22 protein-coding genes are annotated in these 22,554 nt (G+C 60.1%); 11 read left to right on the plus strand and 11 right to left on the minus strand.

What is annotated here, in order from left to right:
- Nucleotides 1–132 precede the first annotated feature (132 nt).
- The 5 genes from hflK (CXF97_RS18920) (at nt 133) to cfaB (ending at nt 7,455) form a co-directional block, all read left to right on the plus strand.
- The gene (gene hflK / locus CXF97_RS18920; RefSeq protein WP_101159785.1) at nt 133–2,094 is read left to right on the plus strand and encodes a protease modulator HflK; all 1,962 of its coding nucleotides are present in this window, start codon (nt 133–135) and stop codon (nt 2,092–2,094) included.
- Complete coding sequence (hflC, locus tag CXF97_RS18925) at nt 2,091–3,137, plus strand: protease modulator HflC (RefSeq protein WP_101159786.1); 1,047 nt, start codon at nt 2,091–2,093, stop codon at nt 3,135–3,137. Before hflK (CXF97_RS18920) ends, hflC begins: the two co-directional genes overlap by 4 nt.
- Nucleotides 3,134–4,183: a protease modulator HflK gene (gene hflK, locus CXF97_RS18930; RefSeq protein ID WP_101159791.1), complete on the plus strand. Its 1,050-nt coding sequence runs from the start codon at nt 3,134–3,136 to the stop codon at nt 4,181–4,183. Before hflC ends, hflK (CXF97_RS18930) begins: the two co-directional genes overlap by 4 nt.
- Entirely contained in the window at nt 4,180–6,090 is a 1,911-nt protein-coding gene (locus CXF97_RS18935; RefSeq protein WP_101159792.1) for a heavy metal translocating P-type ATPase, read from the plus strand. The genes hflK (CXF97_RS18930) and CXF97_RS18935 overlap by 4 nt, the downstream gene beginning before the upstream one ends.
- 177 nt (nt 6,091–6,267) lie before the next feature.
- On the plus strand, nt 6,268–7,455 hold the full coding sequence (gene cfaB, locus CXF97_RS18940; RefSeq protein ID WP_101159793.1) for a C17 cyclopropane fatty acid synthase CfaB: 1,188 nt from the start codon (nt 6,268–6,270) through the stop codon (nt 7,453–7,455).
- 11 nt (nt 7,456–7,466) lie between these two features.
- Here cfaB and cls read toward each other — a convergent pair whose 3' ends face one another.
- The gene (gene cls / locus CXF97_RS18945) at nt 7,467–8,906 is read right to left on the minus strand and encodes a cardiolipin synthase (RefSeq protein WP_101159794.1); all 1,440 of its coding nucleotides are present in this window, start codon (nt 8,904–8,906) and stop codon (nt 7,467–7,469) included.
- Nucleotides 8,907–9,037: 131 nt separating this feature from the next.
- On the opposite strand from cls, the gene CXF97_RS18950 reads away from it, so the two are divergent.
- Complete coding sequence (locus CXF97_RS18950) at nt 9,038–9,556, plus strand: DUF3617 domain-containing protein (protein WP_101159795.1); 519 nt, start codon at nt 9,038–9,040, stop codon at nt 9,554–9,556.
- A 79-nt stretch (nt 9,557–9,635) separates the two neighbouring features.
- Here the strand turns inward: CXF97_RS18950 and CXF97_RS18955 are convergent, their stop codons facing one another.
- The 5 genes from CXF97_RS18955 to CXF97_RS18975 all read right to left on the minus strand — a co-directional run bounded on the left by CXF97_RS18955 (nt 9,636) and on the right by CXF97_RS18975 (nt 13,414).
- On the minus strand, nt 9,636–10,511 hold the full coding sequence (locus CXF97_RS18955) for a metal ABC transporter substrate-binding protein (protein ID WP_101159800.1): 876 nt from the start codon (nt 10,509–10,511) through the stop codon (nt 9,636–9,638).
- Nucleotides 10,512–10,522: 11 nt separating this feature from the next.
- Complete coding sequence (locus CXF97_RS18960) at nt 10,523–11,392, minus strand: metal ABC transporter permease (protein WP_101159801.1); 870 nt, start codon at nt 11,390–11,392, stop codon at nt 10,523–10,525.
- Nucleotides 11,392–12,060 carry a metal ABC transporter ATP-binding protein gene (locus tag CXF97_RS18965; protein ID WP_101159804.1) on the minus strand — a complete coding sequence of 223 codons (669 nt, stop codon included), beginning with the start codon at nt 12,058–12,060 and terminating at the stop codon, nt 11,392–11,394. Before CXF97_RS18965 ends, CXF97_RS18960 begins: the two co-directional genes overlap by 1 nt.
- On the minus strand, nt 12,057–12,953 hold the full coding sequence (gene folE2 / locus CXF97_RS18970; protein WP_101159805.1) for a GTP cyclohydrolase FolE2: 897 nt from the start codon (nt 12,951–12,953) through the stop codon (nt 12,057–12,059). The genes CXF97_RS18965 and folE2 overlap by 4 nt, the downstream gene beginning before the upstream one ends.
- A gap of 83 nt (nt 12,954–13,036) precedes the next feature.
- Nucleotides 13,037–13,414: a glutamine synthetase gene (locus tag CXF97_RS18975; RefSeq protein WP_101159806.1), complete on the minus strand. Its 378-nt coding sequence runs from the start codon at nt 13,412–13,414 to the stop codon at nt 13,037–13,039.
- A 175-nt stretch (nt 13,415–13,589) separates the two neighbouring features.
- Here CXF97_RS18975 and zigA point away from each other — a divergent pair, with 175 nt between their 5' ends.
- Nucleotides 13,590–14,795 carry a zinc metallochaperone GTPase ZigA gene (gene zigA, locus CXF97_RS18980; protein ID WP_101159807.1) on the plus strand — a complete coding sequence of 402 codons (1,206 nt, stop codon included), beginning with the start codon at nt 13,590–13,592 and terminating at the stop codon, nt 14,793–14,795.
- The gene (locus tag CXF97_RS18985) at nt 14,795–15,445 is read left to right on the plus strand and encodes a DUF1826 domain-containing protein (protein WP_101159808.1); all 651 of its coding nucleotides are present in this window, start codon (nt 14,795–14,797) and stop codon (nt 15,443–15,445) included. The genes zigA and CXF97_RS18985 overlap by 1 nt, the downstream gene beginning before the upstream one ends.
- A gap of 4 nt (nt 15,446–15,449) precedes the next feature.
- Here the strand turns inward: CXF97_RS18985 and CXF97_RS18990 are convergent, their stop codons facing one another.
- Entirely contained in the window at nt 15,450–15,806 is a 357-nt protein-coding gene (locus CXF97_RS18990; RefSeq protein ID WP_101159809.1) for an NADH:ubiquinone oxidoreductase, read from the minus strand.
- A gap of 41 nt (nt 15,807–15,847) precedes the next feature.
- Between CXF97_RS18990 and CXF97_RS18995 the strand changes: the two genes are divergently transcribed.
- Nucleotides 15,848–16,807 (plus strand): GTP-binding protein, encoded by a 960-nt coding sequence (locus CXF97_RS18995; protein WP_101159811.1) that lies wholly within the window; start codon nt 15,848–15,850, stop codon nt 16,805–16,807.
- A gap of 67 nt (nt 16,808–16,874) precedes the next feature.
- Here the strand turns inward: CXF97_RS18995 and CXF97_RS19000 are convergent, their stop codons facing one another.
- Nucleotides 16,875–17,288 carry a DUF3301 domain-containing protein gene (locus CXF97_RS19000; RefSeq protein WP_101159812.1) on the minus strand — a complete coding sequence of 138 codons (414 nt, stop codon included), beginning with the start codon at nt 17,286–17,288 and terminating at the stop codon, nt 16,875–16,877.
- A 117-nt stretch (nt 17,289–17,405) separates the two neighbouring features.
- Between CXF97_RS19000 and pdxY the strand changes: the two genes are divergently transcribed.
- Nucleotides 17,406–18,278 carry a pyridoxal kinase PdxY gene (gene pdxY / locus CXF97_RS19005; RefSeq protein ID WP_101159821.1) on the plus strand — a complete coding sequence of 291 codons (873 nt, stop codon included), beginning with the start codon at nt 17,406–17,408 and terminating at the stop codon, nt 18,276–18,278.
- Between the two features lie 103 nt (nt 18,279–18,381).
- On the opposite strand, the gene CXF97_RS19010 is transcribed toward pdxY, so the two are convergent.
- Nucleotides 18,382–18,864: an acyl-CoA thioesterase gene (locus tag CXF97_RS19010; RefSeq protein WP_016772447.1), complete on the minus strand. Its 483-nt coding sequence runs from the start codon at nt 18,862–18,864 to the stop codon at nt 18,382–18,384.
- Between the two features lie 278 nt (nt 18,865–19,142).
- Between CXF97_RS19010 and CXF97_RS19015 the strand changes: the two genes are divergently transcribed.
- The gene (locus CXF97_RS19015) at nt 19,143–20,906 is read left to right on the plus strand and encodes a cation:proton antiporter (protein WP_101159826.1); all 1,764 of its coding nucleotides are present in this window, start codon (nt 19,143–19,145) and stop codon (nt 20,904–20,906) included.
- Between the two features lie 22 nt (nt 20,907–20,928).
- Here the strand turns inward: CXF97_RS19015 and CXF97_RS19020 are convergent, their stop codons facing one another.
- Nucleotides 20,929–21,336: an SMI1/KNR4 family protein gene (locus CXF97_RS19020; RefSeq protein ID WP_003187120.1), complete on the minus strand. Its 408-nt coding sequence runs from the start codon at nt 21,334–21,336 to the stop codon at nt 20,929–20,931.
- Nucleotides 21,337–21,472: 136 nt separating this feature from the next.
- Nucleotides 21,473–22,348, minus strand: a complete 876-nt coding sequence (locus CXF97_RS19025) for a Tim44 domain-containing protein (RefSeq protein ID WP_101159827.1) — start codon at nt 22,346–22,348, stop codon at nt 21,473–21,475.
- Between the last annotated feature and the right edge of the window lie 206 nt (nt 22,349–22,554).

The raw sequence follows: 22,554 nt of genomic DNA on the forward strand, positions 1-22,554 counted from the left end.
GCGTTGCCGGACATTTCGGTCAAGGCTTCAGGCAAACGACAGCTGCGGCGTTTTTGAATAAGCGCAGTTGTGTACGAATATTTCACAGTTTCCGTTATATCGTAACGCTACGACCAATTTAGCCGGGGTGATATGCAAGTCGATCTTGAGTTGGACGCCACGCCAGTGACCGGGCTGGCGCGGTTTCAGCAGGCAGCCGCGCAGGGGCGCAAGTTGCGCCGGCTGGCTTATGGTCTCGGCGCATTGGCCGGGCTGGGCTGGATGCTGGCGTTTTTCGTCGGCCTGTTTGCGCCGCAATCGCTGTGGTTGCCGTTGTTGATCAACCAGAGTGCAGCGTTGCTGGTGCTGGTCGCCGGAGCGCAATCGGCGTGGTGGGTGGCGCAATGGCGCGCGCGGGTCATGCATCCGCCAGTTTCGCCGCCGGCAATGGTGGAGGCGGGCGTTGCAGGCGATGGCTGGTATGAAAGGTTGCTGGAGCGCTTGAGTCAGCGCAGCCGGCATCTGCTTGGACAAATCGGCGCGCCAACGTTATGGCTCGGCGGCTGGGCGTTACTGGTTCTGCTCAGTACAGAGCAGGTCTGGAATCTCACTTTACCTTCGGCGGCGTTGGGTCTTTCGGCGAACCTCGGTGCGGCATTGGCGTTGTTACTGGCGTTTGCCGTGCTGGTGGTAGAGCGGCAACTGGCGCAGGAGCCGTCGGCGCAATGGCCGGAAGCGGTGGCACTGGCGCAACTGTCCCGGGTGGTAATCATCACCCTTTTGATCAGCGCATTGTGTCTGCTGTTTGCCAGCGAAACCGCAGTCTGGCCAGTGCGCGTTGCGGTATTCAGCGCAATCCTGCCGATGTCGGTGGCCATGGAACTGCTGTTGCGCGCCGTCCTGTCAGTCTTCAGCCCGCGCCGTGAACAACTTGAGCCGACCCTGCTGGCGCGCAGTGTCATCGCCGACATGCTGCGCTGGCCGCCACAGCCGTGGCTGGCGTTGCAACACGAAATGCACAATCGGTTCGGCATCGATCTGCGCCAAGTCTGGGCCTTCAGTTATATGCGCCGGGCCTTGTTGCCGGTGTTGGCGGTGGTCGCCCTGAGCGGTTGGCTGCTGACCGGCATCCATGAAATTCCCCTGCAAGGTCGCGGGATCTACGAGCGCTTCGGTAAACCGGAACAGGTATTCGGCCCTGGTTTGCATGCCGGTTTGCCTTGGCCATTGGGGCGGGTGATCTCCGTTGAAAACGGCGTGGTCCATGAACTGGCGACCAGTGTCGGCGACAAGCCAATCGCCGTGCAGTCCGACTCCGCTGAAGGCCCGGCGCCGCTGACCGCCAACCGGTTGTGGGATGCCAGCCACGTCAATGACAAATCCCAGGTCATCGCCAGCAGCCGCGGCGCGCAACAGGGCCTGCAAATCGTCAACATGGACGTGCGCTTTGTTTATCGCATCGGTTTGAACGACGAGGCGGCACTCGCCGCGACTTACAACAGCGCCGATGTCCCGACCCTGATTCGCAGCACCGCCAGCCGCATTCTGGTTCACGATTTCGCCTCGCGTACCCTCGACGGTTTGCTGGGCGATGACAGGGCAGGGCTGGCCGAAAAAATCGGCCGCGCGGTGCAAAGCGATCTGAACCACCTGAACAGTGGCGTGGAAATTCTCGCCACAGTGGTGGAAGCGATTCATCCGCCGGCGGGCGCGGCGAATGCCTATCACAGTTTGCAAGCGGCGCAGATCGGCGCGCAGGCGTTGATCGCTCGCGAGCGCGGGGCGGCTGCGCAGGCCATTAACGAGGCGCAGTTGCAGGCGAGCACGGCGCGGGATCAGGCAACGGCCAATGCGCGGGAGATCAATGCCGCTGCACAAACGGCCGACCTGAAATTCGGCGCCGAACAAAAGGCGTTCGCCAATGCAGGCCAGGCCTTCGTGCTGGAGCAATATCTCAGCCAGCTCAGTCGGGGCCTGAGTAAAGCCAGGTTGCTGATACTCGACCATCGACTCGGCGGCAGCGCAAATGCGCCAACCATCGATCTGCGCACTTTCACTTTGCCGACTGATCCGTCCTCCCCACGCACCACCGTTCAGCCAGGAGCTACCCATTGAGCCAGTCGCCTGTTCATGATGTTCACGACCACAGCGGCCACGACCACGACCACGGCCACGGCGGGCATCACCATCATCATGGCCATCATCACCACGGCAATCCGCAAGAGGCCGGACCATTTCCGTGGCGCCGTATGGGCTGGGCCGCGTTGCTGGTGGCGTTTGCCGTGGCCGCCGCGAGTCTGGTGCAAGTGCGCTCCGGTGAAGCCACAGTCATCACCCGTTTCGGAAATCCGTCCCGGGTCTTGCTTCATCCGGGTTTGAACTGGCGGTGGCCTGCACCATTCGAAGCGGCGATCCCGGTGGATTTGCGTCTGCGGACAACCTCCAGCGGTTTGCAGGATGTCGGCACCCGCGACGGTTTGCGCATTATTGTTCAGGCTTACGTGGGGTGGCAGGTAGAGGGTGATCCTGAACACGTGCAGCGCTTCATGCGCGCCGTGCAGAACCAGCCGGACGAAGCGGCGCGGCAGATCCGCACCTTCGTCGGCTCGGCCCTGGAGACTACGGCCAGCAGTTTCGACTTGGCCAATCTGGTCAACACCGATGCCAGCCAAGTGCACATCACCGATTTTGAAGCGCAGTTACGTCAGCAGATTGATCAACAGTTGCTCGCCACTTATGGCGTGCGCGTGGTACAGGTCGGCATCGAGCGGCTGACTTTGCCTTCGGTCACACTCAGCGCCACGGTCGACCGCATGCGCGCCGAACGCGAAACTATCGCCACTGAGCGCACAGCCATCGGCAAACGCGAAGCGGCGCAAATTCGTTCCGCCGCCGAGCGCGATGCGCGCATCGTTCAGGCCGATGCAACAGTTAAAGCTGCTGACATCGAAGCGCAATCTCGGGTCGAAGCGGCGCAGATTTACGGTCGCGCCTACACCAGCTCGCCGCAGCTTTACAACCTGCTGCGCTCGCTCGATACCCTGGGAACCATTGTCAGGCCGGACACTAAACTGATTCTGCGCACCGATGCCGCACCGTTCCGCGTATTGGTCGATGGCCCGCCGACTTTCGACAACAAGGCCGGATTGCAGCCATGACAGACGAAGTTCCACGTGGAACACATTCGTTGAACGGTCCTTGGATTCAGGCTGGGCGCCTGGCGTTTATCGCCCTGTATGCGATCACCGTGTTGGCGGCGCTGGCATGGGCGTTTTCGAATGTCCGGCAGATTGATCCGCAAAACCGCGCAGTAGTGCTGCACTTCGGCGCGCTGGATCGGGTTCAGAATGCCGGACTGTTATGGGCATGGCCGCAGCCCTTTGAACAGGTGATCCTGTTGCCGGCGGCGGACCGGGTGATCGAGCGTCGGGTGGAAAATCTGTTGCGCAGCGACGAGGCGCTGAAGGCTGACCGTGTGGCCTCTTTTGCTACGCCATTGAACGATGCTCTCGCTGGGTCGGGTTATTTACTGACCGGGGACGCCGGCGTAGTGCAACTGGACGTACGCGTTTTTTACCAAGTTTCCGACCCCTACGAATTCGTGTTGCAGGGCGAACATGTGCTGCCGGCACTCGATCGGTTGGTGACGCGCAGTGCCGTGGCGCTGACCGCTGCGCGTGATCTCGACACCATTCTCGTCGCTCGCCCGGAACTGATCGGCGCCGACAATCGGGCGGCCGAGCGCCGTGAGCGGTTGCGCGGTGATCTGGTGCGAGGTATCAACGCGCGTCTCGCCGAATTGAAGGCGAGCGGGCAGGGCATCGGTATCAGAGTGTCGCGGGTCGACGTGCAATCGAGTCTGCCGGAGCCAGCGGTCAGTGCTTTCAATGCCGTTCTGACGGCCAGTCAGCAGGCGGATAAGGCCGTGGCCAACGCGCGGACCGAGGCGGAAAAGCTCACGCAATCTGCCACTGAACAGGCTGACCGCACGCTGCAAGTGGCGCACGCGCAGGCGGGCGAACGCCTTGCGAAAGCCACGGCCGATACCGCCACCGTCTTGAGTCTGGGCAAATCCGTGGACTCGCAAATGCTCCTGCGTCTGTATCGCGAACGCATGCCGAAAATTCTTGGTCAGGCCGGGTCGGTCACCACTATTGACCCGAAAGACGATTCTCGATTGATCATTCAAGGAGCCAGTCAATGACGGCGACTTCTGCTGCTCCTGGTCTGTTGTCCTCAGCCGAACAACGTCGCGCCGCACGCCAATTGACCTTGGCGATGCTCGCGCTCGGGCTGCTGGGTCTGGGTTTGCTCTGGCGCTGGATGCTCCCGCAGCAAATCGGGGTCAGCCAATTGCTGCTCGGGTTCGCCTCGTTGCTGGTAGCGGTTCCAGTGATGCGTTCGGCGTGGTACAGCCTGCGTTATCCCAGCCTGCACGGCATCACCGACCAGTTGATCGCGTTGGCCATGCTCGGTGCGTGGGCGACCGGCGATCTGCTCACCGCAGCGTTGTTGCCGATCATCATGATCTTCGGCCATGTGCTCGAAGAGCGCAGTGTCATCGGCTCCCAGGAAGCGATTCATGCCCTTGGCCAATTGACACGAAGCCATGCGCGCAAGCTGCAAGCAGACGGTTCGATCATCGAGGTGGATAACAGCGCGTTAAGCGCTGGGGATATTGTCGAAGTGCGCGCCGGCGATCGGGTGCCGGCGGATGGCCAAGTGTTGTTCGGACAGGCGAGCCTCGACACTTCGTCGATTACTGGTGAATCGGTGCCGGTGGACGCTGAAGTCGGCACACTGGTGTTCGGTGGGGCCATCAACCTCGACGGAGTGCTGCGCATTGAAGTCACCCGCACCGGCGACGAATCCACGTTGGGCAAAGTCATCGCCCTGATGCAAAACGCCGAGCGCTCGAAACCGCCGATCACGCGATTGCTCGAACGTTACGCCGGTAGTTATATGGTGCTGGTGTTGCTGCTGGCAGCGGTGACCTGGTTCGTGACCAACGACGCCCAGGCAATGCTCGCGGTATTGGTGGCGGCGTGTCCGTGTGCTTTGGTGCTGTCGGCGCCGGCCACGGCAATTGCCGGCGTAGCCGTGGCTGCTCGCCATGGGATTCTGATTCGCAGCTCGGCGTTCCTTGAAGAGCTCGCCGATCTGACCTCACTGGTGGTCGACAAGACCGGCACGCTGACTTACGGCACGTTGCGTTTGCAGTCCATCGACAGCCTCGAAGCTGACGCTGCCCAAGTGCGAGCGCTGGCCGCCAGTCTCGGCGCGGCCAGCAGTCATCCGGTCAGCCGCGCACTCTCGGTGCTGGTCGCTCAGCAAGCCTATTGGCCGTTGAGCGATATCCATGAACGCCAGGGCCTTGGTGTCGTAGCAGTAACAGAGAAGGGCGAAGCTGTGCTCGGCCGTCCCGAACTGTTCGCGCAACTGGGCGTCTCCACGACCGCCGTGCCTGATCACGATGGCCCAATCGCCGGCCTGGCTTTGAACGGCAAATTCCTCGCCTGGCTGTTGCTCGCCGACAGCGTTAAACCCGAAGCGCGCTTTGCCTTGAGCCAATTGCGCGAACTGGGGCTGGGCCGACAATTGCTACTGACGGGTGATCGGCAGAGTGTGGCCCGAACCCTGGCGCAAGAGGTCGGGCTGAGCGACGTCCAGGCGCAAGCGCTGCCGCAAGACAAGCTCAATCGAGTACTCAGGGAAATCGACCACGGCTTTCGCCCGATGGTGGTTGGCGACGGCATCAACGATTCCCTCGCACTCAAGGCCGGCGTGGTTGGCGTAGCGATGGGCGCAGGCGGCGCCGACATTGCCCTGGCGTCGGCGGACATCGTTTTGATTGGCAGCGATTTGCGTCGCCTCGCTACCTGCGTGCGCTTGAGCCGTCGCTGCCGGCGCACCTTGCAGGTCAATGTGATCATTGGTCTCGGCTGGACGCTCGCCATCGTGGTCTTCGCCGCTTTCGGTTGGCTCGGCGCGGCCGGGGCGATGATCGCGGCGTTGCTGCACAACCTGAGCACCCTGTTGGTGCTGGGCAACGCGGGACGTTTGCTGCGCTTTCAGGAGCCCTTGCTCAAGCTCGACCCCCAAGAAAAATGAAAGAAAATTCATCGAACCGCAGGCTGCGCAGGCAGTCATCTACCGTAAGGCGCGGATTATCGGCTGTTCAGCCGAGGCGCCGGTGATGGTAGACAGGGCGGATCGAATCGATAGCCTGCTATTTTTCCAGGTTGGTCTACCCTCAGATCAGACGTCTGAAACAAGGGGGGATTTTCCATGCTCGCGCAACTTCCACCGGCCTTGCAGAACCTGCAGCTACCGCTTCGCCTGCGACTCTGGGACGGCCATGAGTTCAACCTGGGCCCCGCGCCCAGTGTCACCATCGTGGTCAAGGACCCGCAGATGGTCACTCAGTTTACCCACCCAAGCCTGGATGCGCTGGGTGCGGCGTTCGTCGAGGGCAAGCTGGAACTGGAGGGCTCGATCAGCGAAGTCATCCGGGTCTGCGACGAGTTGAGCAGTGCGTTGCTCGATGAAGACGAAGCCAGTCAGCCGGTGCGTGCGCATCACGACAAGGACACCGACGCCAAAGCCATTTCCTACCACTACGACTTGTCGAATGCGTTCTACCAGCTCTGGCTGGACAGCGACATGGTGTATTCCTGTGCGTATTTCGAGACCGGCAGCGAAACGCTCGAACAGGCGCAGCAAGCCAAATTCCGCCATTTGTGCCGCAAGCTGCGCTTGCAGCCGGGCGAGTATCTGCTGGATGTCGGCTGTGGTTGGGGCGGTCTGGCGCGATTTGCGGCGCGCGAGTTCGGTGTCAAAGTGTTCGGCATCACCTTGAGTAAAGAGCAGTTGGCGCTGGCGCAGGAGCGGGTCCAAGCCGAGGGTCTGGAAGACCAGATCGAATTGCAGTTGCTCGACTATCGCGATTTACCGCAAGACGGTCGTTTCGACAAAGTGGTCAGCGTCGGCATGTTCGAACACGTCGGCCACGCCAATCTCGCCGAGTACTGCACCACCCTGTTCGGAGCAGTGAAGGAAGGCGGGCTGGTGATGAACCACGGCATCACCGCCAAGCACACGGACGGCCGTCCGGTGGGGCGCGGCGCTGGGGATTTCATCGAGAAGTACGTATTCCCCAACGGTGAATTGCCGCATCTGGCGATGATCTCTGCCGAGATCAGTGAAGCGGGTCTGGAGATCGTCGATGTAGAGAGCTTGCGCCTGCACTATGCGCGAACGCTCGATCACTGGAGCGAGCGCCTGGAGGACAACCTCGAAGCGGCAGCGAAACTGGTTCCGGAGCAAGCGCTGCGTATCTGGCGCCTGTATCTGGCCGGCTGCGCCTACGCCTTCGCCCGGGGCTGGATCAACCTGCATCAGATTCTCGCCGTGAAAGCGCACCCGGATGGCAGTCATGAACTGCCGTGGACCCGCGACGACATCTACAACCCCTGATACCCGAGGGTTCAGAGAATCGGCGAAATCAGCCGGGCGATCCGCATGCCGACCTGTTGCAGGCGGTGGATTTCCCGGCTTTCTTCTTTGGCCACCTCGTCGGCCTGGGCGAAATCATCGTTGAGCATGTGTTCCACAGCGGCGGCGAACGCAGTGTCGACGGTGAGCAACATCACTTCGAAATTGAGGCGGAACGAGCGGTTATCCAGGTTGGCACTGCCAATGGCGCTGATCTCGCTGTCGATCAACACCACTTTCTGATGCAGAAAACCCGGGCGGTAACGGAACACCCGCACCCCTGCACGCACCGCTTCAAAGGCATACAGGCTGGACGCGGCATAGACGATGCGGTGATCGGGCCGCGACGGCAACAGCAGCCTTACGTCGACACCGCGCAACACCGCCAGCCTCAATGCCGCGAACACCGCTTCGTCCGGGACGAAGTAAGGGCTGGTGATCCACACTCGTTGCGTCGCCGCGTGAATGGCTTCGACGAAAAACAGCGAGCAGGTTTCGTAGGCGTCGGCCGGACCGCTGGCGAGCAGTTGGCAAAGCACGCCATCGGCCGGGTACTCGTCTGGCAGGATCAACGGCGGCAGAGTGCGTGCGGCCCAGAACCAGTCTTCGGCAAATGACTCCTGCATGCAGGCAACCACGGGCCCGCGAACCTTTACATGAGTGTCGCGCCATGGCGCCAGAGGCGGTTTCTCCCCCATGTATTCGTCGCCGACGTTGTGACCGCCGACAAAGCCGACCACGCCGTCGACCACGACGATTTTACGGTGGTTACGGAAGTTGACTTGAAAGCGGTTAAGCCAGCCGCTGCGCGTGGCAAAGGCTTTGACCTCGACGCCAGCTTCTCGCAGCGCTTGGACGTACTGATGGGGCAGGGCATGGCTGCCGATGCGGTCGTAGAGCAAGTGTATGGACACACCTTCGGCGGCTTTCTTCAGCAGCAGGTCACGCAGGCGCTGGCCGAGCCGATCGTCATGAATGATGAAGAACTGCACAAGTACCGCTTCTTTTGCTTGTTCGATGGCGGTGAAGATTGCGTCGAAGGTCGCAGCGCCGTTCACCAGCAGCTGCACCTCGTTGTTTGCCAGACACGGCATGCGCCCCAGTTTCGGCATTGCCCGCAGTGAGGCATAGGCGTTCGACGCGCGGGCGGCCAGGGCTTCCTCCACCCATGGGCGCCAGTTCAGTTCGGAAATGGCCAAGCGCATCTGTTCGTTGGCCTGGCGCCGGGCCTTAATGTAACCATCGAAGGTGCTGCGACCAAAGACCAGATACGGAATAAGCGTGAGGTAGGGAATGAAGATCAGCGACAATGCCCAGGCGATTGATCCCTGCGCGGTGCGCACGGTGAGCACCGCATGAATCGCAGCGATCGAACCGAGAGTGTGTAGCAGAGCAATCAAATAACCGAAAATGTGCGGTCCGAAATAATCCATGGGGCAGCCTTGCTCCGCGAGATGCAATGCTTAACAGACCATGTTCTGCTGCGAATGTCTCTATTTAATCGGTGCATGAACCGACGCAATCGGCCGGCGTCTAACGGCCACAACTGATCAGGAGTTTCTCGATGAACGTTCGTCTGCTGGGTTTGGCGCTGGGCCTGGGTTTGGCATTGCCGGTGGTTGCGCAGGCGCAGATGCTGCAGCCGGGGTTGTGGGAAATGTCTTCGAGCAATCTGAAGGTCGATGATCAGGCCATGGATGTGCAATCGATCCTTGGCCAGATTCAGGGCCAGATCACCCCGCAGCAGCGCGCTGCGCTGGAGAAAAACGGCATCAACATCGGCGGTAAAGGCATCCGCGCCTGTTTGACGCCGCAGCAGGTGGCTACCAACGATATCCCGCTGGCCGATCCGCAATCGGGCTGCAAGCAGCAGATCACCGAGCGCACCGGCAACCAATGGAAATTCCGCTTCAGTTGCCCGAAAGCCCAAGGCACCGGTGTAGCGACATTCCTCAGTGACCGCGAATTCACCACCGTCGCCAACGGCACCTTCAATGCTATCGGCATCAACCAGAAAGGCAGCCTGGAAACCCGGGCCGTATGGCTGGGTCAGGATTGCGGCAGCGTAAAACCTCGCGCATGAACCCCTCGCGCTCCCCAGCTGGAACCCATTGCAACTGTGGGAGCGAGCCTGCTCGCGAATCAACAGAACAGCGCACAACTCATGGCTGACTTAACGCCTTGTACAGCGTGTTCAGGTTGTATTCGAACAACCCGGTAAAGGTGCTCGCCGGGCCACTCGCCGCCAATGCATCCGAGTACAGCGTGCCGCCGATGTGCGCGCCGCTTTCATCGGCGATCTGCTTGAGCAGCCGTGCATCCTTGATGTTTTCCATGAACACTGCTTTGACGTTGGCCTGGCGAATCTGTGTGATCAGCGCAGCCACTTCGGCGGCCGATGGCTCGCGTTCGGTGGACAAACCCTGTGGCGCGATGAAGTCGATGCCGTAGGCCTGACCGAGGTAGCCGAATGCATCGTGGCTGGTAACGATCTTGCGGTTGCCCGGCGGCAGCGCTCCGAGTTTGCTTTTGGCTTCGGCGAGCAGGGCGTAGATCTGTTTGAGATAGGTTTGGCTGTTGCGCGCATAGTCAGCCTCGTTGGCCGGGTCAGCGGCGATCAGTGCCTTTGTGATATTGGCGACGTACAACTCGGCGTTCGCGAGGTTGTGCCAGGCGTGTGGATCCGGAACCGTTTCGCCATCCTCATCGAGCGAACGTGGAATCACTCCGCGACTGGCACTGATCACCGTCGCTTTGCTGTCGGTGCTGGTCACCAGGCGATCCAGCCAAGGCTCGAAACCGAGGCCGTTCTTGATGATCACTTTGGCTTTGAGTAACGCCTTGGCATCGTCCGGTGTCGGCTCGTAGGTGTGCGCATCGGCATCTGCGCCGACCATGTTGGTGATCCGAACGTGCTCGCCGCCGACCCGATGAACCATGTCGGCAAGAATGCTGAAGCTGGTGACCACCGGCAGTTTTTCGGCGGCCGACAATGACATCGACAGCATCAGGCTGAACAGCACGAGTAGAGCGCGCATCGGGAAACACCTCATTGGGATGTGAGTAAAGGCGGGCGGCGCAGCAGACCGTGGACCGGTCCTAACACCACCGACAGCAGATAGCCGACCCCCGCGACCAGCACGATGGCCGGGCCGCTGGGCAGCGAGTAGTAAAACGACAGCAGCAAGCCGAGCCACACTGACAGGCAGGCCATCACGGCAGCGACGGCAATCAGTGTCGGCAGACGACGACTCCAGAATCTCGACGCGGCAGCCGGAAGCATCATCAATCCCACCACCATCAGCGCGCCGATGGCCTGAAAACCGATCACCAAATTCAGTACGACGAGGGTAAGAAACACACCGTGGGCCAGAGGCCCGAGACGGCTGACTGTGCGCAAGAACAGTGGATCCAGTGTGTCCAGCAGAAGTGGTTTGTAGATCGCCGCCATCGCCATGAGGCTGACAGCCGAGACCCACAGCATGCCGGTCAGCGTCGGCCCGTCTACCGCCAACGCTGAGCCGAACAGCAAATGCAGAAGGTCGAGGCGTTTGCCGGCAATGCCGAGAATCAGCACGCCGCTGGCGAGTGAAATCGGATAGATCGCGGCGAGGCTGGCGTCCTCTCGCAAACCCGTGCGCCGGGTGATCCAGGCTGCAAGTCCGGCCATGCTGAGGCCGGCGCCGAGGCCTCCGAGCGTCAGGGCAGGAAGACTCAGACCGGCAAACCAGAATCCCAGCGCTGCACCAGGGAGAATGCCGTGCGCGACAGCGTCGCCGATCAAACTCATACGCCTGAGAATCAGAAACACGCCCAAGGGCGCCGTGCTGCACGCCAGCACTAGGCCGCCGATCAAGGCGCGGCGCATGAATACGAATTCGCTGAACGGCTGCCAGAAATGGCTGACGGTGGCGAGCATCAGGCGACCTGCATGTGCGGTGTAGGCCGAATCAGTTCTCGGCTGGTTGCGTACACCCAGTGGCCGTTTTTGATCAGCAGCGTATGCGGAACATGTTCTCGCACCGCCGCCAAGTCATGGCAGACCATGACCAGTGTCCGGCCCTCGGCGTGCCAGTGGTGAATGTGCTGCCAGAGCAATTGCTGGCCGATTTCGTCGAGTGCGCCGTGCGGTTCGTCCAGCAACAGCACCGGGGCATCAGCGAGGCTCAGTCGCGCGAGCAGGGCGCGTTGGAGCTCACCGCCCGACAGGGCCATCAACGGACGCTGTTCGAGTCCACTCAAATGCCAGTCTTCCAACGCGTTTTTCAGTCGCTGCGTGCGCAGTTGTGTCGACAGCCGACGGCCCCAGAAACCTGCGGCGATGAGCTCTTGGAGGTTGATTGGAAACTGGCGATCCAAATGCTGCTGTTGCGGCAGAAAGGAAATGCCGCTTTGCCGTGGAACAGCCATTTCCACTTTACCGGCTAAAGGCTTTTGCAGACCGGCGATGACTTTCAGCAGGCTGCTTTTGCCACAGCCGTTGGCGCCGATGATAGCGGTCAGGCTGGCACTTTCGAACTCAAGATTCAGGGGGGTCGTCAGCGGTTGGCCGGGTGCGCCCCAGACCAGCGATTGGCAGCGGATCATGGCTGCTCCCGTTGCCAGCTGCTCTCTGCAACGGCGTCATGGGCGTGGAGGCTCTCGGCGTGGATTACGCGAATATGGAATTGGCTGATGCCGGGCGTGCGTTGGAGGGCCAGGTTGAGACGGCGCGCGGCGTCTTCGCAGAACATCAAGTTTTGCCCATTGGCGAGAGCGAAGGCTTGCTCGTCGGGTCGCTTTACTGCGGTCTGTACTGCGGTGCCCAGTGCTGCTTCGGCGTCATTGATGATCGCTGTCAGCGGTAACTCGGCGATGAAATGGTCGAGATGCAGGTGCAGTTGCGCATAGCTGCGCTGGCTATGCGGTGTCGCTACGATTCCTTTGGTTGAGCCGAGCCATGCCAACACGTCTGCGTGTTGCAAAGACCTGTTGGCGAAATCATCGACGAATTGCTGCTGAATCAATTGCCTCGCCAAGGCTGCGGAACAGGGGCATGTCGAGGAATAAGGGACCTCGATTTTTAGTTCCACGTGGAACATCTGCTGTTTCAGGCTCGCTGAAATGGACGCCGGATAGGATTTCCAGCCGGATAGGGGGCTGACTAACGCCGGTCGTTTCAGCAATAAGTCGGTGTGAATGTTCAGATATGCGCAGGCGGATAGACCTTCGTGACTTATCAGAAAACCCTTGAGTACCTGATGCAGCAGAGCGGGAGAAAGGCTTCGCTGTTCGAGGGCTTCGAGTGCCACGTATAAACGAGACATGTGAATCCCACGCGCTTCGCCATCATCGAGACTCACGCCAGCGTCTACTTTGGCGCTGAGGCGTTGGCCTGCAAGCAATACCGGCAGGGCGATTCCATGCATTCCCACCCAATCGAGAGGCAATGCCTGGCGTGCAAATTGAGCGGCGATATCCGGAAGTGTAAGAGCATTCATAGTTGAGACCGTCGTATTGATCTCATTTAACGTTACATTATAACAATCCATTCAGCGACGCTTTTTTCATGAAGAGGTTTTCACTAGCAGCTCGTCATCCGGCTGCAAGTGAACCTCGCGCTGCTCCCTCCGGAGCTGGAGAAACGGTTGATGGTCGTCCAACCGACACGACGCGTGTAGCCAACCCAAGCCTCGCCGTCGGAGGCGATGCCGGTAAAAAAGGTCAATTGACCGAACCGACTATTGGTTTGCGCCCAGTAGCGATGGCCATTCTTTTCGAACCCCTTCAGATACAGCGTGGCACCGACCTTATGGACGCTATAGGCATTGCCGTCGGCGTCCACGCACGCGAGCAGGTTGGCGCTGCGTGTGCAGTGCGCAGGCCCCTGAATCTGCGCTTGAGCCTGGCTCGCAAGCGTCAAACCGTAACTCAGTAGCAGATATTTCAGCGCATTGTTCATTGCGGTTTACCAAGAACGGTGGTGGGGCGAATCGCTTAATTCTTGCGAGTCGAGGGGGTAGTGCGGCTTGATAGTTATACTATAACATTGTTTTGGCCCCAGCCTGAGCTGCCGATTACAAACCTGCGTTCAGCACATGAAGCGCGAGTCGGCCGCTACTAACGAGGATTATCCAATGTCAGCCAGATTGCCCGTCACCGTACTTTCAGGATTTCTTGGAGCCGGGAAAAGTACGCTTTTAAATTACGTACTACGTAATCGCGATGGCTTGCGCGTCGCGGTGATCGTCAACGATATGAGCGAAATCAATATTGATGGTAGCGAAGTCCAGCGTGATGTCAGCCTGAACCGTGCTGAGGAAAAGCTCATCGAGATGAGCAATGGCTGTATCTGCTGTACGTTACGAGAAGACTTGCTGGAAGAGGTCAGCAAGCTCGCCCGGGAGGGCCGTTTCGACTACTTGCTGATCGAATCCACCGGCATTTCCGAACCGCTTCCGGTTGCCGAAACCTTCACCTTCCGTGACGAACACGGGCAGAGCCTTGCCGACACTGCGCGCCTCGACACCATGGTCACGGTCGTCGACGGGGTGAACTTCCTGCGTGATTTCCAGGCTGCCGAAAGCCTCGCTTCTCGCGGCGAAATCCTCGGCGAGGAAGATGAGCGTTCCATCACCGATCTGTTGATCGAACAGATCGAATTCGCCGACGTCCTGCTGATCAGCAAAATTGACCTGATCAGCCAGCACGAGCGTGAAGAACTCAGCGCCATCCTCAAGCGCCTGAATGCCCGCGCTGAAATCATTCCGATGGTGATGGGCGAAGTGCCGTTGGAGAAAATCCTCAACAGTGGGCGTTTCGATTTCGCAAAAGCCGCACAAGCGCCCGGATGGCTACGGGAATTGCGCGGTGAGCATCTCCCTGAAACACAAGAGTACGGCATCGCCTCGACGGCCTATCGAGCGCGCCGGCCATTCAACCCGCAACGCTTTTTCAACTTCATCGACCGGCCTTGGCTGAACGGAAAGCTGCTGCGCTCCAAAGGCTTCTTCTGGCTCGCCAGCAAACCCACTGACGCCGGTAGCTGGTCACAGGCCGGCGGCCTGATGCGCCATGGTTTTGCCGGTCGCTGGTGGCGTTTCGTTCCGAAGGATCAATGGCCGGAGGACCAGGAAAACGTCCAGGCGATCATGGGAAACTGGACGCCGAGCGTAGGAGATTGCCGCCAAGAACTGGTTTTCATCGGCCAGAACATCGACTTCCTGCAACTCACAGCCGAGCTGGACGCATGCCTGCTGACCGATGAAGAAATGGCAATGGGTTCAGAAGGCTGGCGCTTGCTGCCTGATCCATTTGGCCCTTGGCACGAAGAGGCTGCCTGATGCTCGCACTCAAGCCCCACCATCAACGAACCCGCCATCAACATCGGGGCCTGACGCCCGAAACATTGATGCGAATCCTTGACGAAGAAAGCAATCTCGCCGTCTGGCAACGCCAGCTACCGCTGCACATCGTCGACTTTGCGCAATGTGTGCTGTCGCTCAACGAGCCCCTGGCCGAGTCGCTTTGCCTGGAATTACCTGACGAGGACGCCGAACCGGATCTCGCCGGACTGGCTTCAGGGCTGCGTGATCTGGAAGGTTTCGAAGGTTTCATGAGCGACCTCAAATGGCTGATCAGTGCCTTCGCCTGTCTGCTCGGCGCGCGGCGGATCGGCGTGCGTCTGCGTGTGCTGGACAAGGCCATGTGTCCGCGCTTCCACATCGATCACGTGCCCGTGCGCCTGATCACTACCTATGCTGGTGTTGGCAGCCAATGGCTAGAAGAAGGGGCGATGGATCGTACGCAACTTGGGCAGGCCAGTGCCGAACCGCAGGATGCACGGTTGATTCACCAGCTCGGCAGTGGCGACGTCGCGCTGCTCAAAGGCGAAAAGTGGCACGGCAATGAAGGCTTCGGCCTGATCCATCGTTCGCCGCAGCCGGCACCCGGTGAGCGGCGCCTGCTGCTGACCCTCGATTGGCTTGGCTGACAATTCAGGGCTTGCGCCAGTCACCGCGGCTCTGACCTTCGCAATACGGTTTGAGATAGGCCGCGTCAGTGGCCACGCCGTAATAGTGGATATCCTGGCGATAGGGCATATTGGCGACTTGCGCGTTGCTGCACACGCCGAAAGCCCCGCTCGGGCACTGCTCGACGTATTGCACTTCGACCTTCTGTCCGGCCAGCGTCGGTTGGCAGAAGCCGTCATTGAATAATTTCTGCGGTATCGTCCGGTTCTGCTGACAGACTTTGACGTCGAGTCGTTCGCCCTGTGTGTGCACCACGCAGGCTTGAGCCCATGCTTCGCTCGACAGCAGCGTCAACAGCAACGACCATCCCCAGCTGCGCATCTTCGATCTCCTCAATAACCGTCTGCGGAAAAATGCCCGCCATGTTGCAGAACATTCCGACCCACGTCATCGCCGGCCCGTTGGGCGCTGGCAAGACCAGCCTGATTCGCCAGTTGCTGGCGCAACGTCCGGCGGCCGAACGCTGGGCAGTGTTGATCAACGAGTTCGGCCAGATCGGTCTGGACGCCGCGCTGCTGACTCGCGATGCCGATGGTATCGCACTGGGTGAGGTGGCCGGGGGCTGCCTGTGTTGCGTCAACGGTGCGCCGTTCCAGATTGGCCTTGGCCGATTGCTGCGCCAGGCCAGGCCGGATCGACTGTTTATAGAGCCGTCGGGGCTTGGCCATCCGGCGCAGTTGCTCCAGCAATTGAATGAGGCGCCGTGGCTGGGCGTGCTCGCGGTTCAGCCGTGCGTGCTGGTTCTGGATGCGCAGGCGTTGCATGCCGGTAAAGCCTTGCCGGACGCCCAGCAGCAAGCGTTGGCCGGCGCCGGGTTGTTGCTGTTGAACAAGGCTGAAAATCTTCGGAAAACGGCTCGAGACAGAATCGCCAGCCAGTTGCCGTCCGTCAGGCTGATCTGGACGCAGCAAGCCCGGCTACCTCTGAGCGAACTGCCGGGGCTGACCGTAAAAGCGAACGAAGGCGTGGATAATCTGCCGCTGCCCAAGGGAGTGGCACCGTTGCCAGCGGTCTGGAGCGATCCGAGTGTGCCGATTTGCCTGAGTCAGAGGCAGGACGTAGGCTGGAGCATCGGTTGGCGCTGGCATCCTGGGCAGGTATTTGATCAAGAACGCATCGCCGATTGGCTGGCCGCTCTCGAATGGAAGCGGGCCAAACTGGTTATCCATAGCGCGAATGGCTGGGTTTCGGCTAATGCGCTGGAGAACGCCGAGCTGGAATGGCAAGTCAGTGAATGGCGCAGAGATTCGCGGATCGAGCTGATTTTGAGTGCAGAAGTTGAAGGGCTTCAGGAGGGGCTGGCCGCTTGCCGGAAGCTTTAGAAGCAAAAGATCGCAGCCTTCGGCAGCGCCTGCAGTACCCGCATAGAGACTCGGATTTTGAGATCTCTCACGGCTTCCACTTGGTATGTTCCTGTCGCCACTGGCTCAGCTCAATGACCTCCGCCCGTGGCTTGTGCACTTCGACCACCGGCGGCGTGTCGTCGAACGGTGCCGGGTAGGGAGCCAGTTCAATCTGCGCACTGTGCGCGCCGAACTGGGTAACGGTACCGTTGTGGCGGCTTTCGCCGGTCACGGTGAACTCGAAGTTGTAGACCCGCGCCAGGCGTCGGCGGCCGTTGGCATCCTTGACCAAGCCGATTTTTTTCAGCGCGACGTTACCGTCCAGCAGCTCGACGCCAACATTGGTGCAATGCTGTTTGACCCGTTCCAGCGCACGCTCGCGCAGGCCGTGGTTGTGCCAAAGCCAGGCACCGGCGGCGGCGAACAGCATCAGCACCAAGATGTTTTCCAGGGTCAGCATCTACATCGAACTCCAAAAGATGGCGTCAGCTTAACTGCCTCGCCGGTCTGTCGTACAGGCTGTGTTTCGTCGCATACTGCGCGGCTTGAATTTCAATCGTTTTACGGAATGACCCGAATGAAACGTACGCCCCATCTGCTCGCCATCCAGTCCCACGTGGTGTTTGGCCACGCCGGCAACAGCGCTGCGGTTTTTCCGATGCAGCGCGTCGGGGTCAACGTCTGGCCGCTCAACACCGTGCAGTTTTCCAACCACACCCAGTATGGTCAGTGGGCCGGTGAAGTGCTGGCGCCGCAGCAGATTCCCGCGCTGATCGAAGGCATCGCCGCGATTGGCGAACTGGGCAATTGCGATGCTGTGCTGTCCGGCTACCTCGGCAGCGCCGCGCAGGGCCGGGAGATTCTCAGCGGTGTGGCGCGGATCAAAGCGGTCAATCCGAAGATGCTGTATCTGTGTGATCCGGTCATGGGCCATCCGGAGAAGGGCTGCAGCGTGCCCACCGAGGTCAGCGATTTCCTGCTCAATGAGGCCGCAGCCGTGGCGGACATCATGTGCCCGAATCAGCTGGAGCTGGACAGCTTTTCCGGGCGCAAGCCGCAATCGCTGTTCGATTGCCTGGCGATGGCGCGGGCGCTGCTGGCGCGCGGGCCGAAGGCAGTGCTGGTCAAGCATCTGGATTACCCGGGCAAACCGGCGGATGGCTTCGAGATGTTATTGGTGACGGCCGAGGGCAGTTGGCATTTGCGCCGTCCACTGCTGGCGTTTCCGCGTCAGCCGGTGGGCGTCGGTGACCTGACCTCCGGCCTGTTTCTGGCGCGGTTGCTGCTGGGCGACAGCCTGCTGGCCGCGTTCGAATTCACCGCAGCGGCGGTGCATGAGGTGTTGCTGGAAACCCAGGCGTGCGCCAGCTATGAGCTGCAACTGGTGCGGGCGCAGGATCGGATCGCGCATCCGCGGGTGAAATTCGAGGCTACAGCGATCAGTCTGTAATCTCGCCGTTGTTCAATAAAGATCGCAGCCTTCGGCAGCTCCTACATGGGTTTGCACTCCATAGTTCAGGTTGCCGAAGGCTGCGATCTTTTGCTTTTTAATCTCAGGCGTCGCCCTTGATCTCCTGATACCGCTTCTCCAGCTCCTGACGAATCTGTCGTCGCTGCTGCGCCTGCATGAAACGACGCTTGTCTTCGCTGTTCTGCGGTTGCAGCGGCGGCACGGCGGCCGGCTTGCGCTGGTCATCCACCGCGACCATGGTGAAGAAACAGCTGTTGGTGTGGCGCACCGAACGTTCGCGGATGTTTTCGGTGACCACTTTGATGCCGACTTCCATCGACGTGTTGCCGGTGTAGTTGACCGACGCGAGGAAGGTCACCAGTTCGCCGACATGGATGGGCTCACGGAAAATCACCTGATCCACCGACAGGGTCACCACGTAGCGGCCGGCATAACGGCTGGCGCAGGCGTAGGCCACTTCGTCGAGGTATTTGAGCAGCGTGCCGCCGTGGACATTGCCAGAGAAATTGGCCATGTCGGGGGTCATCAGTACCGTCATCGACAGCTGGGCGTTTCCGGGTTCCATAACGTTCTCACGGGTCAAGGCGGATGGCTGAAAGCACCTCTGCGGGTGCCTGGTCGCTTTTCGAAAGCACCGTTATCGGGACGCCGGGCGCAGGCTCGCCGTCACGCCGGGTTCGATCTGTTTCCTTATATTGCACCGCCTTTCAGAAAGAAATCGCGGTGTTAACCTGCAAAAGCCCTGTCTAAGGGCAATTCCTACATCAAAAGCGGATTTTTACCTTGCCTGCGCAGACGCTTCTGACGTCTGTCCGCGGCCTCGTCATTCAAGGAGCCCACACCATGCATGCCATCAGCTTCATTCAGGATCTGGCAGTGATCATGTTGGTCGCAGGTGTGGTGACCGTGCTCTTTCACCGTTTCAAGCAGCCGGTGGTACTCGGCTACATCGTTGCCGGGTTCATCATCGGCCCGCATACGCCACCGTTCGGCCTGATCCACGACGAAGAAACCATCAAGACCCTCGCCGAGCTGGGGGTGATCTTCCTGATGTTCTGCCTCGGCCTGGAATTCAGCCTGCGCAAGCTGTTCAAGGTAGGGGCGACGGCGTTCATTGCTGCGTTTCTTGAAATCATCCTGATGATCTGGATCGGTTACGAAATCGGCCGCTGGTTCGACTGGAACACCATGGATTCGCTGTTTCTCGGCGCGATTCTGGCGATTTCCTCAACCACTATCATCGTCAAAGCCTTGAACGATCTGAAGATGAAGAACGAGCGCTTCGCGCAGCTGATCTTCGGCGTACTGATTGTCGAGGACATCCTCGGCATCGGCATCATTGCGCTGCTGTCGAGCATCGCCGTCAGTGGCACGGTGAGTTCGGGGGAAGTGTTTTCCACGGTCGGCAAGTTGTCGCTGTTCATGATCGTCGCGCTGGTCATCGGCATTCTGTTGGTGCCGCGTCTGCTGGCCTATGTGGCCAGATTCGAAAGCAACGAGATGTTGCTGATCACCGTGCTGGGCCTGTGTTTCGGCTTCTGCCTGCTGGTAGTCAAACTTGAATACAGCATGGTCCTTGGCGCTTTCCTCATCGGCGCAATCATGGCCGAGTCGCGGCAACTTCTGAAGATCGAACGGTTGGTCGAACCGGTGCGTGATCTGTTCAGCGCGATCTTCTTCGTCGCCATCGGGCTGATGCTCGACCCGATGATCCTGCTCGAATACGCCTGGCCGATCGCAGTGATTACCGTGGCCGTGGTGCTCGGCAAGATGCTGTCCTGCGGCCTTGGTGCGTTTATCGCCGGCAATGACGGACGTACCTCGCTGCGAGTGGGTATGGGCCTGTCACAGATCGGCGAATTCTCCTTCATCATCGCTGCGCTGGGTATGACCTTGCAGGTGACCAGCAACTTCCTCTATCCGGTCGCGGTGGCCGTGTCGGTAATCACCACGCTGTTGACGCCGTACTTGATCCGAGCCGCGGATCCGCTGTCGATCAAGCTTTCGGCCGCAGTGCCCAAGCGTCTTGGTCGGGTGCTCGGCATGTATGGCGAATGGCTGCGCAGCATTCAGCCGCAAGGCGAGGGCGCGATGCTGGCGTCGATGATCCGGCGGATTCTGTTGCAGGTCGGGGTCAATCTGGCGCTGGTGATTGCGATCTTCTTTGCCGGCGCCTATTTCGCCGAGCGCATGTCGTTATGGCTGCAGGACTGGATCGGCGATCCGAGTTGGCAGAAGGCATTGATCTGGGGTGGGGCGCTGCTGGTCTCGCTGCCGTTCCTGATTGCGGCCTATCGCAAGCTCAAGGCGTTGTCGATGCTGCTGGCAGAGATGGGCGTCAAGCCGGAAATGGCCGGGCGTCACACGCAGCGAGTGCGCCGGGTGATCGCCGAAGTGATCCCGATTCTCTCGCTGCTGGTGATTTTCCTGCTGCTGGCAGCCTTGTCGGCCAGTATCCTGCCGACCAACAAGCTGCTGATGCTGATTGCTGTTGTCGCGGCCGCCGTAGCGGCGTTGCTCTGGCGCTGGTTCATCCGCGTGCACACGCGCATGCAGGTAGCGCTGCTGGAAACCCTCGACAATCACAAGGAATCGTCGGGGCACTAACCGCCCTGGGGCCTCTGGCGGATCAGCTTTCCAGCCAGACGTCCCGCGCCCAGTGCCACACCGATTCCCAGGTTTCTTCAGCAATCAATTCTTCTTCGGCCTGCCAAAGCACGACGGTGCCGTCTTCTTCGACACAGTAATAGTCATCGCCGTCCTGACAGATCGGAATCAAGCTGCGATCAACCCCTGCATCCCATGCATTGGCGGCGACATCAGGCAAGTAGGTGTGCGATTGCGGATCGGTGACGGTCACGGGTTCAAGGCTGCCATAGACCACATCGCTAACAGTCAGCAAAAATTCTCTGAAGACAAATGGAATGTCGATGAACAGTTGTTCTTCGATTTCCACCAGCAGGTCTTCGTCAGGCAATTCCAATGGAACCGGCACGGGTTCATTGGCTTCGCGCAGTTGTTCGATGATTTCTTCCACGTCCGGGATCCTCTTGCTTGAATGGCGCGGTTTATATGGGCCGGTTTATACAGTAGCTCGCTATAGATGCAACCGTGAAATGAAAAACCCCGGCCGAAGCCGGGGTTCTGTTACCGCAAGTGAAGCGCAGCAGGGATCAGCCGTTCTGGCGGATACCGGCGACCAGCCAAGGCTGGTTGTCGCCCTGTGGACGCTCCATGTTCCAGCTTTCGCTGAACACTTCGCCCTGATCGAAACGCGAGGTTTTCGACACGCCGGTGAAGGTCAGAGTGGCGATGGTCTTGTCGGCGCGATCATCGACGCCGTCCAGCTGCACTTGCAGGTTGTCGATGTAGGTCGACTGGAAGCCGTCGCCCAGGTCCGCACGCTCACGTTTGAGGAAATCAAGCATTTGCGGGGTCACGAACTCGGCGATCTTGTCCATTTCGTTGGCGTCCCAGTGCTGCTGCAGCGACTGGAAGTGGCTGCGTGCGGCTTCAAGGAAGCGCTCTTCGTTGAACCAGGCCGGAGCGTTGATCACCGGGCGGGCAGCAGCCGGAGCAGCCGAGCCACCGAAGATCGAGCCCATGGCCGCAGGCTTCTGTTCGAACACTTCACGCTGCATCGGCGCGCCGGCCGGAGCAAATTGCTCCTGCTGCTTGCGACGACGGGCGGCGATGAAGCGGAAGATCACGAACGCGATCAGGGCCATGATCAGGATGTCGAAGATCTGCATGCCCTGGAAGCCGTCGCCCATGAACATCGACGCGAGCAGGCCACCAGCGGCGATGCCCGCCAGTGGGCCGAGCCAGCGCGAAGCACCGCCGGCCTTGGCCGCAGCGCCAGCGGCACCGGCAGCGCCAGCGGTCGCTGCTGCACCGCCCACGCCTGGAGAAGAAGGAGCCATCTGGCTGGTCTGGTGCGTCGGCGCAGCGCCGGCGCTTTTGCCACCACCAAAGCGCTTGGCGTTGGCGTCGAGGCTCATCGTCAGGCCGATGCACAACGCCATGGCGATGCTAAGAAAACGTTTCATAAAGGGTATTCCCGTTTTGTGGAGACACGCGCGCCATGTTGCACAGCTGAAGTGTTACTGGCTAGCGAGAGAGTGTTTCGGGCTTTTGCCTGACAGGTCGCGTTCAGCTTGGCGAGGCAATCAGCCGATGTACTTTTGTCTGTAGGAAAAGGCGATAGGTTCAGAGGGATTGTGCTCGGTTCGCCGAACAACCTGTGGGAGCGAGG

It is taken from the genome of Pseudomonas sp. Choline-02u-1 (assembly GCF_002836515.1).
Lineage (GTDB): Bacteria > Pseudomonadota > Gammaproteobacteria > Pseudomonadales > Pseudomonadaceae > Aquipseudomonas.

Coding starts and splice junctions, on each gene's coding strand:
- CXF97_RS19010 (WP_016772447.1), bottom strand. CDS start 18,864: ATGGAACCCGGAAACGCCCAGCTGTCGATGACGGTACTGATGACCCCC.
- CXF97_RS18950 (WP_101159795.1), top strand. CDS start 9,038: ATGAACGTTCGTCTGCTGGGTTTGGCGCTGGGCCTGGGTTTGGCATTG.
- hflK (WP_101159791.1), top strand. CDS start 3,134: ATGACAGACGAAGTTCCACGTGGAACACATTCGTTGAACGGTCCTTGG.
- CXF97_RS19025 (WP_101159827.1), bottom strand. CDS start 22,348: ATGAAACGTTTTCTTAGCATCGCCATGGCGTTGTGCATCGGCCTGACG.
- CXF97_RS18935 (WP_101159792.1), top strand. CDS start 4,180: ATGACGGCGACTTCTGCTGCTCCTGGTCTGTTGTCCTCAGCCGAACAA.
- CXF97_RS18995 (WP_101159811.1), top strand. CDS start 15,848: ATGTTGCAGAACATTCCGACCCACGTCATCGCCGGCCCGTTGGGCGCT.
- CXF97_RS18955 (WP_101159800.1), bottom strand. CDS start 10,511: ATGCGCGCTCTACTCGTGCTGTTCAGCCTGATGCTGTCGATGTCATTG.
- CXF97_RS18985 (WP_101159808.1), top strand. CDS start 14,795: ATGCTCGCACTCAAGCCCCACCATCAACGAACCCGCCATCAACATCGG.
- hflK (WP_101159785.1), top strand. CDS start 133: ATGCAAGTCGATCTTGAGTTGGACGCCACGCCAGTGACCGGGCTGGCG.
- CXF97_RS18975 (WP_101159806.1), bottom strand. CDS start 13,414: ATGAACAATGCGCTGAAATATCTGCTACTGAGTTACGGTTTGACGCTT.
- zigA (WP_101159807.1), top strand. CDS start 13,590: ATGTCAGCCAGATTGCCCGTCACCGTACTTTCAGGATTTCTTGGAGCC.
- cls (WP_101159794.1), bottom strand. CDS start 8,906: ATGGATTATTTCGGACCGCACATTTTCGGTTATTTGATTGCTCTGCTA.
- CXF97_RS18990 (WP_101159809.1), bottom strand. CDS start 15,806: ATGCGCAGCTGGGGATGGTCGTTGCTGTTGACGCTGCTGTCGAGCGAA.
- CXF97_RS19015 (WP_101159826.1), top strand. CDS start 19,143: ATGCATGCCATCAGCTTCATTCAGGATCTGGCAGTGATCATGTTGGTC.
- folE2 (WP_101159805.1), bottom strand. CDS start 12,953: ATGAATGCTCTTACACTTCCGGATATCGCCGCTCAATTTGCACGCCAG.
- cfaB (WP_101159793.1), top strand. CDS start 6,268: ATGCTCGCGCAACTTCCACCGGCCTTGCAGAACCTGCAGCTACCGCTT.
- CXF97_RS18960 (WP_101159801.1), bottom strand. CDS start 11,392: ATGCTCGCCACCGTCAGCCATTTCTGGCAGCCGTTCAGCGAATTCGTA.
- CXF97_RS18965 (WP_101159804.1), bottom strand. CDS start 12,060: ATGATCCGCTGCCAATCGCTGGTCTGGGGCGCACCCGGCCAACCGCTG.
- CXF97_RS19000 (WP_101159812.1), bottom strand. CDS start 17,288: ATGCTGACCCTGGAAAACATCTTGGTGCTGATGCTGTTCGCCGCCGCC.
- pdxY (WP_101159821.1), top strand. CDS start 17,406: ATGAAACGTACGCCCCATCTGCTCGCCATCCAGTCCCACGTGGTGTTT.